The organism is Leisingera sp. S132, from assembly GCF_025144465.1.
In the GTDB taxonomy this organism is placed as follows: domain Bacteria; phylum Pseudomonadota; class Alphaproteobacteria; order Rhodobacterales; family Rhodobacteraceae; genus Leisingera.
Genome location: NZ_CP083554.1, coordinates 17,660 through 32,405 on the forward strand (window position 1 = coordinate 17,660; position 14,746 = coordinate 32,405).

Consider the following 14,746-nt stretch of genomic DNA (forward strand, 5'->3'; position numbering starts at 1 on the left):
ACTAAATCCTGAAGCTATGAGCTAAGATCATATGATTGCCCCGCGCCGCTTTCTGCCCTCGATCCCGTCGCTCTTGGCGCTGGAGGCCGTGGACCGGCTGGGCAGCGCCTCGGCGGCGGCAGAGGATCTGTCGCTGACGCAAAGCGCCATCAGCCGCCAGCTGAAGCAGCTGGAGGAGCAGATGGGGGTCGATCTGATTGCCCGCGATCAGATGCGGATGCAGCTGACACCGGCTGGCACGGGATTTGCCAAGGAGGCGCGGGCGATCCTGACCCGGCTGGCGCAGGCCTCGGTCAAGCTGCGGGCCAACCCGGACGGCGGCAGTTTCACCCTGTCGATCCTGCCGTCCTTTGGCCTGCATTGGCTGGCGCCGCGGCTGAAGGATTTTGCCGCGTCCCATCCCGGCATCACCGTGAACCTGCACACCCACAACCTGCCGTTCAGCTTTGACGCGGGGACGGCGCAGGCGGCGATCCACTACGGCACCCGGGACTGGCCGGGGGTGGAGTATCTGCCGCTGATGCCGAAACATGTGCTGCCGGTCTGCGCGCCGGGGCTGATGGCGGGGCCGGTGGCCAGCCCGGCGGAGCTGCTGGATTATCCGCTGCTGCACCTTGAAACCCATCCCGACTGCTGGGAGCAGTGGTTTCACCTGCACGATGTGCCGGCGGTGAAGCTGCGGGGGATGCTGTTTGACCAGTCGTCTGCGATGACGCAGGGCGCGGTGCATGGGCTGGGGGTGGCGCTGCTGCCGGATTTTCTGGCCGAAAACGAGATTGCGCAGGGGCGGCTGGCGCTGGCGATGGAGGGCGATGCGGTGAGTCTGGGCGAGTATTTCCTGGTCTGGCCGGCGGATCAGGCGGAGGACTATCCGCTGATCAAGTTCCGCGAGTGGCTGATGGCTCAGCTGGAGGAGACCTGACATGAGATTGCCAAGCCTGACCCATCTGCGCTGTTTCGAGAGCGCCGCGCGGCACCAGAACTTCACCGCTGCGGGCGAGGAGCTGGGCCTCACGCAAAGTGCGGTCAGCAAGAAGGTGAAGGAGCTGGAGGCGGACCTGGGCTTCGACCTGTTCCAGCGGGCGGGCCGCGGTGTGGTGCTGACACCGGCGGGGCAGGGGCTGGCCGCCGATCTGGAGCTGGATCTTGCGGGGCTGCGGGCCACCTTGCAAAAGGCTGCCGCGGCCGGGGCCGGGCGGTCGGCCCTGCGGATTGCGGTGCTGCCGGCGTTCGCCAACCTCTGGCTGATCCCGCGGCTGCCGGATTTCTTTGCCCGCCACCCGGAGGTGGAGCTGAGCTTTTCCACCCGGCTGGAGCCGTTTGATTTTGCGCGGGAAAACTTCGACCTGGCGGTGCATTACGGGCTGGATAACTGGCCCGGCACCCATATGGCCCCCTTGTTTGGCGAGGAAATGGTGCCGGTCTGTGCGCCCGGCTTCTTTGCCGCGCATCAGCTGGAGCAGGCGGGCAACCTGGCACAGGCGCCGCTGCTGCATCTGGAAAGCCGCGCGGGCTCCTGGGCGGAGTGGTTCGAGCGCGCAGGGCTGGCGGGCGCGCCGCGGCAGGACGGGCGGTATTTCGACCAGCACTCGATGGTGATTGCAGCCGCCACGGCGGGGCTGGGCGCGGCGATCGTGCCCTATGACATGGTGGCGCGGGAGATTGCCGCCGGGGATCTGCTGCAGATTCCGGGTCCTGCGCTGGAATCCCGCAAGCGTTACTTCCTGGTGCGCCCGCATGGGCCGGTGCCAGAGGCGGTGCAGAAGCTGGAGACCTGGATGCGCAAGCAGTTAAAGGGCAGGCCAATTTGAGGTTTTCCGCCTGGCCGAAGGCCGGGCAGCGCCCGTCCGCCCCCACGGGCGGGCGCCGCCCTCAGCGATAGATGCCAAACAGGAATGGTATCTGTCGCAATCGGGCGGTTTTCCTGCATGCTGCTGTCGTTCCATCCTGGCGGGACAAAACCACCAGGGAGCCTTTGCCATGGCCCAGTTCCGCCGCGCCAGCCGTCTTGACCCGATTGAAGTCTCGGAAATCCTCACCATCGGTGCCAAGGCCGCGGAAATGAAGCGGCAGGGCGCACCGGTGATCATCCTGGGCGCGGGGGAGCCGGATTTCGACACGCCGGACCACATCAAGGAGGCCGCCGCTGCCGCGATGCGGGCGGGGGAGACGAAATACACCGCGCTCGGCGGCACATTGGCGCTGCGGCAGGCGATCCAGGCCAAGTTCAAGCGCGATAACGGGCTGGACTATGCGCTGGAAGAGATCATCGCCGGCACCGGCGCCAAGGAGATCCTGTTCGATGCCTTCATGGCCAGCCTCAACCCCGGCGATGAGGTGATTGTGGCGGCGCCTTATTGGACATCTTACTCCGACATCATCCGCATTGCCGGCGGCGAGCCGGTGCTGGTGCCCTGCGGTGATGATACAGGTTTTCGCTTGACCGCGGAGAAGCTGGAGGCGGCGATCACGACGCGCACCCGCTGGCTTCTGCTGAACTCGCCGTCGAACCCGGCGGGCGCGGGCTACAGCGCCGCGGATTACCAGCCGCTTTTGGACGTGCTGCTGCGGCACCCGGATATCTGGCTGATGGCCGATGACATGTATGAGCACATCACCTATGGCGGCTTTGAGTTTGCCACGCCCGCGCAGGTGGAGCCGCGGCTGAAGGACCGGGTGCTGACCATCAACGGCGTCTCCAAGGCCTATGCGATGACCGGCTGGCGGCTGGGCTATGCCGGCGGGCCGAAGGCGCTGATTGATGCGATGAAGGTGGTGCAGTCGCAATCGACCTCGCATCCGTCCTCGGTGTCGCAGGCGGCGGCAGTGGCGGCGCTCAATGGCCCGCAGGAAGTGCTGGCAGAGCGGCGGAAGAGTTTCCAGGCGCGGCGCGACCTGGTGGTTGAGGCGCTGAACGGCATGGAGGGGATCAGCTGCCCGGTGCCGGAAGGGGCGTTCTATACATTTGCCAATTGCGCAGGCGTGCTGGGCAAGCGCACGCCGGAGGGTGCAGTGCTGGAGACGGACGCGGATTTCTGTGCCCACCTGCTGGACCAGCACCATGTGGCGGTGGTGCCGGGCCGCGCCTTTGGCATCTCGCCCTATTTCCGGATTTCCTATGCGACCTCCGAGGCGGAGCTGCGCGAGGCGCTGAGCCGGATCAGTTCCGCCGTTGCCGCGCTGGCCTAGGCTTCCGCAAGCGACGGCTGGCGGGCGCGTGCATTGGCCCAGGCCCGCACCAGCTGGCGCTGCAGGGAGGCCACCGCCAGCCCCAGGGCGATGCCGCCGAGGATGCCCAGCGTGTTGACCAGCGCGCTGCGGCCCTCCAGCCCGATCACCGGCATCAGGATCTCCGGCACCAGCCGGTGCAGCAGGTAGATCGGGAAGGCCGCCTGCGCCAGCCGCATGACGGCGCGGGAAACGAGGCGGGGCAGCGGCATTCGCTGGACAAAGATCAGCCCGGCAATCAGCGCCAGCAGCCACATGTATTTGATCCAGCCGCCGTACCAGTTGCCGCCGAGATAGGCGGCCCCGGGCATGATCACGCAGGCGGCACCCAGCAGCACCAGCCGCTGGCGCAGCCCGCGGGCGGCGGTGATGCACCACCCGATGGCAAACAGATAGAGGACCCAAGGCACGGTGAACTGCGCGCGTCCGCCGATGTGCCAGATCTCCGGCGCGATCAGGCGCAGCGCCACGGCAAACCCCAGCAGGCAAAGCCCTGTGCGGTAGGCGCCCTGGTGCGCCAGCCAGCGCCGCACCGGCGGCAGCGCAAAGGGAAGGGCGATCAGCAGGGTGATCTGCCAATAGGCCTCCACGAACCAATACAGATACGGCAGCATCAGATGGGTTTCCGGCGTGGTCAGCGCCAGGTTCCCGGCCAGGAGGACCGAGACCCAGGGCACCTGTTCCCAGGCCACGGCATAGCCGGCCAGCACCAGGTAATAGGGGATCAGCACCGCGGCCACAGGCTTGAAGAAGCTGCGCATGTCCCCCGCGCTCAGCGCCTCCCAGCGGTAGCCGGCAACGCTCATCCCCATCAGGATCACCATCGCGGCGGCGCCGCCGTAGGTGGGCCAATGGGTCTGGTGCGCGATGACCACGGCGAGGATCGCAATCACCCGCGCGACCAGTTCAAACGGCAGGCTGCTGCCGCGGGCCGGGGCGGTGGTCTCCAGCGCCTTGATGGGCATGGTTTCCCAGCCGGCCGGGGCGCCGCCTAGGGCCTCGTCCAGTGCCAGCGACAGCTCCACATGACGCAGGGAATCGCCGCCGAGCGAGGCAAAACTGTCGTTGCGGCCCACGGTCTGCGGCGCAAAGGCGGCCTGATAGGCGGCCAGCACGCCCTTGGAGCGTGCGGGTTTGGCGGCTTGCGCCTTCAGCGCCGGGTAGTCGATCTTGCCATTGGCCCTGCGCGGCAGGGATTTGCGCGGCAGCACGGTGAAATGCTGCTGGCCGACGCCCGTCAGCTTGGCAGCCAGCGCGGCGATGCCGTCCTCTGGCCCGCAGACGGCGATGGAGATGCGGCTGTCATCGCCCCAGACCGCGGCCTCATGCCCCTGGGCCGCCAGGGCGCGTTCGATGGCGTCATGGCCGATGCGCAGGCCCGCGATCTTGGACATGCGCGACAGCCGCCCGGTGATGTGGTAAAGGCCGCTGGCATCGCGCCGGGCCAGGTCGCCGGTGGCCAGTTCGCTGAGCTCTGCGCCTTTGGCCAGATCGGCGTGGCCTTTGGCATAGCCCATCATCACATTCGGGCCTTTGTAGACCAGCTCGCCCTCGCCTTCGGGTGCGGTGATTTCATTGCCGCCCGCATCGCGCAGCAGCAGCTGGCCCCCGGGAATGGCGCGGCCTGCGGCGCCGGGGTGGTCCAAAGCCTGATCATGCGGCAGATAGCTGATCCGTGCAGTCGCCTCTGTCTGGCCGTACATGACAAAGAACCGGCCCGCCCGGGCCAGCATCCGGGCGGCCCATGAACGGACCTGTTCTGCTTCCATCGCACCGCCTGCAACGGTCAGGGTCCTGATGGTATCCGGTAGCGCCTGAGACAGGCCTGCGCTGTCCAGCAGCCGGAAGTGATGCGGCACGCCGGCGAGGCTGGTGGCGCCGGAGGCCGTCAGCGCAGCGGCAAAACCGGCATCCAGAACCGAACCGGGGGCCAGCCACAGGCTGGCGCCGGCGGCCAGATGCGACTGCAGCACCGACAGGCCGTAGGAGTAATGCAGCGGCAGGATCAGCGCGGCGCGGTCCCTGGGCTGGATTTCCAGATACTCCGCAATGGCGCGGGCGTTGCTGTCCAGGGCTGCCGCGGACAGGCGCACGCCGCGGCCATGGCCGGTGCTGCCGGAGGTTTGCAGCAGCAGGGCAAGGTCCGGGTGGATCTCCGCCGGTTCATGCGCATGGGTCAGCAGCTGCCAGATGCCGCCGATGCAGCGGAAGCTGGCGGCGGGGCGGAAACGGTCTGTGAGGCTTTCGGCGGTGTCCTGATCCCCGGCGGGCAGCGGCATGACGGCATGGCCCGCGGCCAGGGCGCCGAGATAGGCAGTGATGGCTTTCGGATCGCTGGCAGCCTCAACCGCAATCAGCCGCCGGTTTTGCGGCAATTGGCGGGCAAACTGTTCGGCAGCGTCCGCCAAAGCGGCATAGGACATCTGGCGTCCATCCGCCGCAATCAGGCAGGGACGGGCGCCGAATGCGCGCAATTGGGCCAGGTCATAAAACATCCGCAACTCCTTCGAGCGCGGCGGGTAATTTAATTTACTAATTTTGTCAATTATTCCTGGGCGGCTTGTTGCCGTCTTTGGAAGGAGAGCATGGGGAGCGGATTACGAAGATGAGTGTAATAGGGATTATGGTAATAAATGACGTGCAGGAAATGCCGCGGGCCGATGCCCGCGGCTGCAGTGTCAGGCCTTCATCGGCTGTCCGGCCACATAGGTCTGCGCGATGGAGCGGTCGTCGCCCAGGGTCTGCAGGATGAACAGCTCCTCTGACAGCGTCTCGGCGCGCTGCATCCGCAAGTCCATTGCATGGGTGGCGCAGGAATCAAGCACCACGATGTCGGCCTCTGTGCCTGCCTCCAGCGTCCCGATCTTGTCCTCCAGCCCCAGGGCCACGGCGTTGCCGCGGGTGATCCAGTGGAAGGCGCGCAGCGGGTGAAGCTTCTGGTTCTGCAGCTGCAGGACCTTGTAGCCCTCGTTCAGAGTCTGCAGCATCGAATAGCTGGTGCCCGCGCCGATGTCGGTGGCAATGGCATTGGTGATGCCGCGCTCGCGCAGGCCTGCGTCGTCGAACAATCCGCTGCCAAGGAACAGGTTTGAGGTCGGGCAGAACACCGGCTTGGCCTTGGTTTCGGCCAGGGCATCAATCTCGCGCGGCTGCAAGTGGATCGAGTGGCCCAGCAGCATCTTTTCTGTCAGCAGCCCGTAGGACTGATAGACATCCAGATAGTCGCGCGCTTGCGGGTACAGTTCCGCGGTAAAGGCGATTTCGTCGTGGTTTTCCGACAGATGGGTCTGCACGTAGCAGTCCGGGTGCTCCTGCACCAGGGCACCTGCCATCTCCATCTGATCGGGGGTGGAGGTGATGGCAAAGCGGGGGGTGATCGCGTACAGGCCGCGGCCCTTGCCGTGGTATTTTTCAATCAGGTCCTTGGTGTCGTCATAGCCGCTGACCGGGGTATCCAGCAGGCCCTCGGGCGCGTTGCGGTCCATCAGAACCTTGCCGCCGATCATCCGCATGTTGCGGCGCGCGGCCTCGGTGAAATAGGCCTCGGCTGAGGTTTTGTGGACCGAGCAATAGGCAACGGCGGTGGTGGTGCCATGGCTGGTCAAGAGGTCGAAGAAATGCCCGGCCATCTCAGCGCTGTGGCCGGCATCGGCAAAGCGGACTTCTTCGGGGAAAGTGTAGTTGTTGAGCCACTCCAGGAGCTGCGAGCCCCAAGAAGCGATCACCTGCACCTGCGGGAAATGCAGATGGGTGTCGATGAAGCCGGCCATCAGGATATGCGGGCGGTGGTCGATCACCTCCGCCTCTGCGGCCTGCTGGGCCAGATCGCCATAGCTGCCTTTGGCCAGGATCATGCCGTCGGCAACCAGCAGGGCGCCGTCCTCGATGAACTCATAGGCGCTGGTGTCCTGGGGGTCTTGCGGCTCGGCGGTGAAGGAAAGCACCCGGCCGCGCAGCAGCGTCTGTTTCGATGTCATGTCTGTGTTGTCCTTGGTTCGCAGGCAGGGGGCGCGCGGCCCCCTGCCCCATGTCATTTGGGTGGCATTTGGGATTACTCGCCGGCCGGCAGGTGCGGCACATGCGGTTTGATACCGTCGTCTTCGGCTTCTTCATGTTCATCCGCCTTGTGGAAGACCGGGTAGATGAACAGGAAGGCTGCGGCGATCAGGTAGCCCATGGCGACGCCGCTGAACTCCGGCCAATGCAGGCTGGCGGAGTGGATCACGCCGATCAGCGACATCAGTGCCGCCGCCAGGGCAAAGCCGCCCGCGTTGCGGAAATCGCCGTCGATCACGCTGGCCACGATGGCGCCCCAGATCAGGCCGGTCAGGATTGCTCCCTGGCTCAGCGCCAGATGGCCTTCGTAATGCGCGCCCTGCTGCAGCAGCGCGGCGGTCAGCTCCGGATCGCCCAGCTGGGCCATGCCGGTGGCACCCAATGCGCCCAATGCGCCGGCCAGTGCGCCCCATTTGATCACCAGAAAGGCCGACACATGCGGCATCATTGCGATGGTCACCGCGGCGATGTGGTCGGTTTTCACCGAATGCGCGGTATTGGTCACCAGGCTGAGCGCCACGAACACGAGCACCGGCGCGGCAGCGGCCACGGGGATCAGGGTGTTGAGGAACGCCAGAAGGCCAAAGAAGGCGGCAAAGGGGATCACGATGCCAACGCCGATGATATAGCCGGAGCGCGCGCCCATCCGCTTGTAGGCCGGGTGGCCGATATAGGCGGTGGTCGGGAACGGCGAGCCGAAGACTGCACCGATCATGGTGCCGACGCCATCCGTGACCTGGCACAGGGCCACCGGGTAGTGGTCGCCTGCCGCTTCGGCGCTTTCGACGTTGTTCATGGTTTCGATGAAGTTGTAGATCTGCACCGGCACCAGCACCAGGAACAGCTCCGGGTTGGCAAACAGATGCTGGATGCCCGCAACCAGGTCACCGAAATAGGGAACCGGAAGGTAGACGCCCACGCCCTCGATCGAGACCGACGCCTTGCCCATTGCCAGCGCCACAACGGTGCCGACGATCAGTGCCAAGAGGCCCGCGGGGATGTTGAACGGCAGCCGGTGGCGGCCCACCAGGCCCCAAAGGATGATGATCATCGAGGCAAAGCCGATGAATGGATCCTCGAAAATCGTCGCCAAAGGCACGGTGCCGATGAACACCAGCGCGATGCCGCAGAGCGTGCCCAGCATGCCGGCGCGCGGCGTCACCCGCTTGAGCCAGGGGCCGACGATGGCGCCAAGACCGGCCACGATGCCGCCCATGAAGCCCGCGCCGATACCCACCTGCCAGGCCAGCATGGCGTCATTGGTGGACCAGTAGATCGGCCCGATCACACCGAACAGATAGACGAACATCACCGGCGTCGAGATGCCATAGGGCAGCGCGGTCACGTCGCGCCCTTCTTTCTCGGCGGTGTGCTTGGCCAGCCAGGTGTAGACCGCGATACCGGCCAGGATCGCCACTGCGGCGCCGGGCACGATGCGGCCGAACACGATGTCGGCAGGCATGTTGAAGACAAACTGACAGATGCCCGAAAGCACGATCAGGTTGATCAGATTGTCGGTGAACAGCGCCCAGAATGCACTGAAGTCATTCCGCGCGAACAGTTTGTACGTGTAGCTCCGCCCGGTCATGGCGGCCTCCTCCTGTCAAGAGGACGCAGTCTTAACGGCTGTTTGCTCCAGCCGTGTCTCCCTCTGCGTCCGGTTGCTTACCCGCCTGGGGCAGGTCAGTGCTCCGAGATGGAGCGGACGCGGCAGTTTCAGAGGTCAGATCAGCGATCACTTCCGCCGCCACGAAGGCCGCAATGACGCTGGGCCGCTTGTCGCGGCTACCGCTTGCCCCGATGGGGCAGATGAGACGGTCGATTGCAAGACCGTCGCAATGGTCCCGGCACCAGCGGCGGAACTTCTCCCGCTTGGTGGCCGATCCGATCAGGCCGACATAGCCCGCATCGCCGCGCTGCAGGGCAGCGGAGGCAAGCAGGAAGTCGAGCGCGTGATCATGGGTGAGAACGATGAACGCGCTGCCCGCCGGGGCGGCAGCAATGTCGATCTCAGGAATTGCACTTTGGCGGATTTCCACATCCGCGTTGCACAAGGCCAGTTCTTCGGCGCGCTGGTCGATCAGAATGCAGCGCACCGGCATATGCTGGAACAGATCCGCCAAGGCTCGGCCCACATGGCCTGCGCCTATCACATAGACATGCGGCAGGGCCTGTTCCTCGGCCTGCTGGCGGGCAATGGCATCGTCGCGGCCGGCCTGGCGCATCTGCGCCAGCGACATCTCCACCCGGCCGCCGCAGCACTGGCCGATTTCCGGCCCCAGCGGCACATCCAGCGTGTCGCTGATCACACCCTGCTTCAGCATCCGCCGGGCGTGGTCGATGGCGATATATTCCAGCTGGCCGCCGCCGATGGTCCCCCAAAGGCCGTCCGCCGCCACAAACATGCAGGTGCCGGCTTCGCGCGGGGAGGACCCTCGGACGCGGGTCAGAGCGACCTGCACCACATGTTTGCGGCTGGCCAGAAAGTCCTGGAGGGAAAGGCGGCGGGCCATGGCTCAGCCCTGCCCTTTGAGGGTTTCGATCGCCATCAGCACGCACTCGGGCGTGGCCGGCGCATCCAGACGGGGGCAGACCTTGTAATCTCCAGTACTGGCAACCGCCATCGACAGCGCTTCGAACACCGAGATGCCCAGCATGAACGGCGGCTCGCCCACGGCTTTGGACCGCTTGATGGTGCGCTTCTTGTTCACCGACCATTCGGCCAGCTGCGTGTTGAAGATGCGCGGCCGGTCAGAGGCCAGCGGGATCTTGTAGGTCGAGGGCGCATGAGTGCGCAACCGGCCCTCGCCGTCCCACCACAGCTCCTCGGTGGTGAGCCAGCCCATGCCCTGGATGAACGCGCCCTCCACCTGGCCCTTGTCCAGGACCGGGTTCAGCGAGCGGCCTACGTCATGCAGGATGTCGGTGCGCTCCACCCGGTATTCGCCGGTCAGCGTGTCGACGGACACTTCCGAGCAGGACGCGCCATAGGCGTAATAGAAGAACGGCTGCCCCTTGCCCGCCGCGCGGTCCCAGTGGATCTCAGGCGTCTTGTAGAAGCCCGCCGCCGACAGGTGGACGCGGGCCATGTAGGCCTCCTTCACCAGCGTGTCGAAAGGGATCTCCTCGCTGCCGACGCGCACGCGGTTGGGCAGGAATTCAACTTCCGCCTCGGAGACTTCATATTTTTCCGCCGCAAATTTGGTCAGCCGGGCAATGATCTGCTCCGCCGCATCCAGTGCCGCCATGCCATTGAGGTCCGACCCCGAAGAGGCCGCGGTGGCAGAGGTGTTCGGCACCTTCTCGGTGGTTGTCTTGGTGATCTTGATGCGCTCGAAATCGACCTGGAAGGCGTCGGCCACCACTTGCGCGACCTTGGTATTCAGGCCCTGCCCCATCTCGGTGCCGCCGTGGTTCAGGTGGATCGAGCCGTCATTGTAGACATGGATCAGCGAGCCCGCCTGATTGTACCAGGTCGCAGTAAAGGAGATGCCGAATTTCACCGGGGTGAGCGCAATGCCCTTCTTGATGATCTTTGATGCCTTGTTGAAGGCGATGATCTCCTCGCGGCGCTTGCGGTACTCGGCGTTTTCCTCGAGCTCTGTGATCAGCCGGTCGAGGATATTGTCCTCCACCTTCTGATGGTAAGGCGTCAGATCGCGGCCCTCGTCGCCATAAAAATTGACCTTGCGCACATCCAGAGGGTCCTTGCCGAGGGCATAGGCTATTTCTTCGATCATCCGCTCCGCCGCGACCACACCCTGCGGGCCGCCAAAGCCGCGGAAGGCGGTGTTGGAGACGGTGTTGGTTTTCATCGGACGGCTTTTCAGCAGCACGTTCGGGTAGAAATAGGCGTTATCCGCATGAAACAGCGCGCGGTCGGTGACCGGCCCCGACAGGTCCGAGGAGTAGCCGCAGCGCGCGGCAAAGCTGCCCTCGACCGCCTGGATGCGGCCCTCGCCGTCAAAAGCCACGTCATAGTCGATCACGAAGTCATGGCGCTTGCCGGTGGCGGTCATGTCCTGGTCGCGGTCCGGGCGGATCTTGACGGGGCGGTTATGCTTCTTCGCGGCAATCGCAGCCACCGCGCAGAACAGGTTCATCTGGCTTTCCTTGCCGCCAAATCCGCCGCCCATCCGGCGCACGTTGACGGTGACCGCGTTGTTCGCCACGCCCAGAACATGCGCCACCATATGCTGCGCCTCGCTGGGGTGCTGGGTGGAGCAATGCACGGTCACGTCTTCGTCCTCGCCGGGGATGGCAAAGGCGATATGGCCTTCCAGATACATGTGGTCCTGGCCGCCGACGGTCATCTGCGCCCGGATGCGGTGGGGGGCGTCCTTGCGGCCCGCCTCCACATCGCCGCGCTCCAGCTTCAGCGGGTCGGTGATCATCGGATAGCCTGCCTCCTGCGCCTGAACCGGGTCCAGGGCGTGCGGCAGCACTTCGTAATCCACCTGCGCCAGCTCGGCCGCACGGCGGGCGGCATCGCGGGTTTCGGCAATGACCGCAAACATCGGCTGGCCGTGGAATTCGACCTTCCCGGTCGGAAACACCGGCTCGTCATGCTTGCCGGTGGGGCTGATGTCGTTGACGCCGGGAATGTCATCGGCGGTCAGCACATCCACCACGCCGGGCGCGGCGCGCACCGCTGACAGGTCGATGCCCTTTATATTGGCGTGGGCGACGGTGGAGACGCCCAGGTAAGCGTGCAGCGTGCCATAAGGCTCGGCGATATCGTCGGTGTATTCGGCGCGGCCGGTCACATGCTTGATGGCACTGTCGTGCTGGCGGTCATGGTGCACGGCGCCGCTGATGGTCTGATGGTCTTTCATCTCAAATCCTCCTCAGGCGACGGCCAGCCGGACAGCACCGGCGGTTCCCGCATCATGTTCCAGGTAGAAGCGGCGCAGCAGGTTGCTGGCCGTGAGCGTGCGGTACTCCGCAGAGGCGCGCCAGTCGCTGAGCGGGGTGAAGTCCTGCTTCACCGCTTCCGCTGCGGCGTCAAACGCGGCCTCGCCCCAGGACTGGCCAACCAGCGCGGCCTCGGCACCAGCAGCGCGCTTGGGCGTCGCCGCCATGCCGCCGAAGGCGATGCGCGCAGCGGTGATCACGCCATCCGTCACGGTGACGCTGACCCCGGCGGCGACTGAGGAGATATCCTCATCCCGGCGCTTAGAAATCTTGTAGGCGGCGTCGATCTGGCCCTCTGCCGGGCGCGGAATGCGGATCGAGGCAACAAAGTCGCCCGGCTCGCGGTCCTGCTTGCCGTAGTCGATGAAGAACTCCTCCAGCGGCAGGGTGCGCGAACCGCCCTTCTTCTGCAGCGTCACCTCGGCGCCCAGCGAGATCAGCACCGGCGGGGTGTCCCCGATGGGCGAGCCGTTGGCGATATTGCCGCCGATGGTGCCCATGTTGCGCACCTGCCAGCCGGCGATCCGGTCCCAGTATGCGCGCAGATGCGGGAAGGCATCGCGGATTGCCGCTTCGCTCTCGGTATAGGTGACGCCGGCACCGATGATCAGCGCCTCGTCGGTCAGCTCCACCGCTTTCAGCTCTTCCAGGTGGGCAACAAACACCACCGGAGAGATCGGCTTCATGAATTTGGTGACCCAGAGGCCCACATCGGTGGAGCCTGCCACAATAGTCGCCTTGGGGTTCCCGGCCAGCACCTCTGCCAGATCCGCCGCATCCAGCGGCAGGATGGCGCGGTCATCCTCGGGGCCGGTCACGACGCGGGCCTCGGGCTGGATCGCCTTCAGCTTGGCGGTCAGGTTGTCGCGTTCGGTGGTCAGGTAGTCATTGGCCGGGGTGCCGTACTGGTTCACCGCCAGGGCGGCCTTCACGATCGGCTCATAGCCGGTGCAGCGGCACAGGTTGCCTTGAACGGCGGTTTCAACTTCGGCCTCGGTGGGCTGCGGGTTTTCCATCCACAGCGCATAGAGCGACATCACGAAACCGGGGGTGCAGAAGCCGCACTGGCTGCCGTGGTATTCGACCATCGCCTGCTGCACCGGGTGCAGACGCCCGTTCGGGCCGGACAGGTGTTCAACCGTCACAACGTGGCAGCCGTTGAGCGATGCCAGGAAACGGATGCAGGCGTTTACCGCCTCATAGCGCAGGGCGCCATTGTGCAGGCGGCCCACCAGCACGGTGCAGGCGCCGCAGTCGCCCTCGGCGCAGCCTTCCTTGGTGCCGGTCAGGCGCTGCTCCAGCCGCAGGAAATCCAGCAGGGTGGTGGTCGCCTTCACGTCGTCCAGCACAATGTCCTTGCCGTTCAGAAGAAAGCGTATGCCGGTTTGATGTGCCATGGGGCCTCCCGAGTGTCTCTGGGGCCGTGCTGGCCCGCTTATGTCATTTTTACCTTGTCTGACTGCCACGGTTAACGGCTGCAATCGTGAAAGGCTTTCAACACCCTGTTGAAAATGGTTACGGTAATAGGTGCCGGAACCGGTGCTTTGCCGCCTGCTTGCCTGACAGGCCGGAGGGGAATGCGCCCCGTAAAGGTCTGTGAAACATGTCTTATCTGGAATCCCTGCGGGTCTTTACCCGAGTCGTCGAACTAGGCAGCATCACCTCTGGCGGGCGGGATCTGCGGCTGACTCCGGCGGTGGCCAGCAAAAGGATCAAGGAACTTGAAAAGCACCTAGGGGTGCGTCTGTTCAACCGTACCACGAGATCGCTGACCCCGACAGAGGTTGGGCAGCTGTTTTACGCAGAAGCCAAGAAGGTGCTCGAATCGATTGAGGACGCCGAGGCGGTGGTCTCGCAGTTCTCCGCCGCGCCGCGCGGGGTGATCCGGGTGACCGCGCCCTTGGGTGTGGGCCGCCGCATCATCGCGCCGCTGGTGCCGGGTTTTGTCGAGGACTACCCGGCCACCGAAATCCGGATGCGGATGTCGGACCGCAAGGTCGATATCCTGGCGGACGGGCTGGATGTGGCGTTCTTTATCGGCACCCCGCATGATTCCACCCTGAAGATGCGCAAGATCGCCGATTGCGCCCGGGTGCTTTGCGCCGCGCCGGAATATCTGGAACGCCACGGCACCCCTCAGATGCCGGAGGACCTGCTGAGCGGCCACAACTGCCTCCTGTTGCGCTATCCGCGCTCACCTGAGTATTACTGGACGCTGACCACGCCGGAAGGCCCGCGCAAGCTGGAAGTCTCAGGCAGATACGACGCCGATGACAGCGACGTGCTGACCAATTGGGCGCTGGACGGGCGCGGTATCGTCAACAAGCCGCGGTTTGACGTCGCCGCCCATCTGCAGAGCGGCGCGCTGGTTGAGGTGCTGCCGGACACGCCGCCAGAGGCAACCATCTTTGGCTGTCTCTACCCGCACCGGAAACTGCAGGACCCCAAGATCCGCCTGTTTGTGGATTACGCGGTGAAACACGGCCTCGCCGCCTTCCGGCGCAGCGAGGCGGGGAACTGAAGACAGCAGCAAAAGGCGGGCACCGCT

General features: G+C 65.2%; 10 protein-coding genes. 4 read left to right on the plus strand and 6 right to left on the minus strand.

The features are described 5' to 3' along the window. Window positions 1-31 precede the first annotated feature (31 nt). The 3 genes from K3725_RS19545 to K3725_RS19555 all read left to right on the plus strand — a co-directional run bounded on the left by K3725_RS19545 (window position 32) and on the right by K3725_RS19555 (window position 3,189). Complete coding sequence (locus K3725_RS19545) at window positions 32-922, plus strand: LysR substrate-binding domain-containing protein (RefSeq protein WP_260018702.1); 891 nt, start codon at window positions 32-34, stop codon at window positions 920-922. 1 nt (window position 923) lies between these two features. After that, window positions 924-1,811, plus strand: coding sequence for a LysR substrate-binding domain-containing protein (locus tag K3725_RS19550; RefSeq protein WP_260018703.1), 888 nt, complete (start codon window positions 924-926; stop codon window positions 1,809-1,811). Between the two features lie 169 nt (window positions 1,812-1,980). Continuing rightward, a complete protein-coding gene (locus tag K3725_RS19555; protein WP_260018704.1) occupies window positions 1,981-3,189 on the plus strand; it encodes a pyridoxal phosphate-dependent aminotransferase in 1,209 nt (402 codons plus the stop codon). On the opposite strand, the gene K3725_RS19560 is transcribed toward K3725_RS19555, so the two are convergent. From K3725_RS19560 to xdhA, 6 genes are all read right to left on the minus strand, one after another. After that, a complete protein-coding gene (locus K3725_RS19560) occupies window positions 3,186-5,723 on the minus strand; it encodes an AMP-binding protein (RefSeq protein ID WP_260018705.1) in 2,538 nt (845 codons plus the stop codon). The genes K3725_RS19555 and K3725_RS19560 overlap by 4 nt on opposite strands. A 183-nt stretch (window positions 5,724-5,906) precedes the next feature. Then, window positions 5,907-7,205: a guanine deaminase gene (gene guaD / locus K3725_RS19565; protein ID WP_260018706.1), complete on the minus strand. Its 1,299-nt coding sequence runs from the start codon at window positions 7,203-7,205 to the stop codon at window positions 5,907-5,909. A gap of 74 nt (window positions 7,206-7,279) precedes the next feature. Continuing rightward, on the minus strand, window positions 7,280-8,872 hold the full coding sequence (locus K3725_RS19570) for a xanthine/uracil/vitamin C permease (protein ID WP_260018707.1): 1,593 nt from the start codon (window positions 8,870-8,872) through the stop codon (window positions 7,280-7,282). Window positions 8,873-8,903: 31 nt separating this feature from the next. Beyond that, window positions 8,904-9,797, minus strand: a complete 894-nt coding sequence (gene xdhC / locus K3725_RS19575; protein ID WP_260018708.1) for a xanthine dehydrogenase accessory protein XdhC — start codon at window positions 9,795-9,797, stop codon at window positions 8,904-8,906. A 3-nt stretch (window positions 9,798-9,800) separates the two neighbouring features. After that, the gene (xdhB, locus tag K3725_RS19580; protein WP_260018709.1) at window positions 9,801-12,119 is read right to left on the minus strand and encodes a xanthine dehydrogenase molybdopterin binding subunit; all 2,319 of its coding nucleotides are present in this window, start codon (window positions 12,117-12,119) and stop codon (window positions 9,801-9,803) included. Window positions 12,120-12,131: 12 nt separating this feature from the next. Continuing rightward, entirely contained in the window at window positions 12,132-13,595 is a 1,464-nt protein-coding gene (gene xdhA, locus K3725_RS19585; protein ID WP_260018710.1) for a xanthine dehydrogenase small subunit, read from the minus strand. Between the two features lie 206 nt (window positions 13,596-13,801). Between xdhA and K3725_RS19590 the strand changes: the two genes are divergently transcribed. Continuing rightward, window positions 13,802-14,719 (plus strand): LysR family transcriptional regulator, encoded by a 918-nt coding sequence (locus K3725_RS19590; RefSeq protein ID WP_260018711.1) that lies wholly within the window; start codon window positions 13,802-13,804, stop codon window positions 14,717-14,719. The last annotated feature ends 27 nt before the right edge of the window (window positions 14,720-14,746 follow it).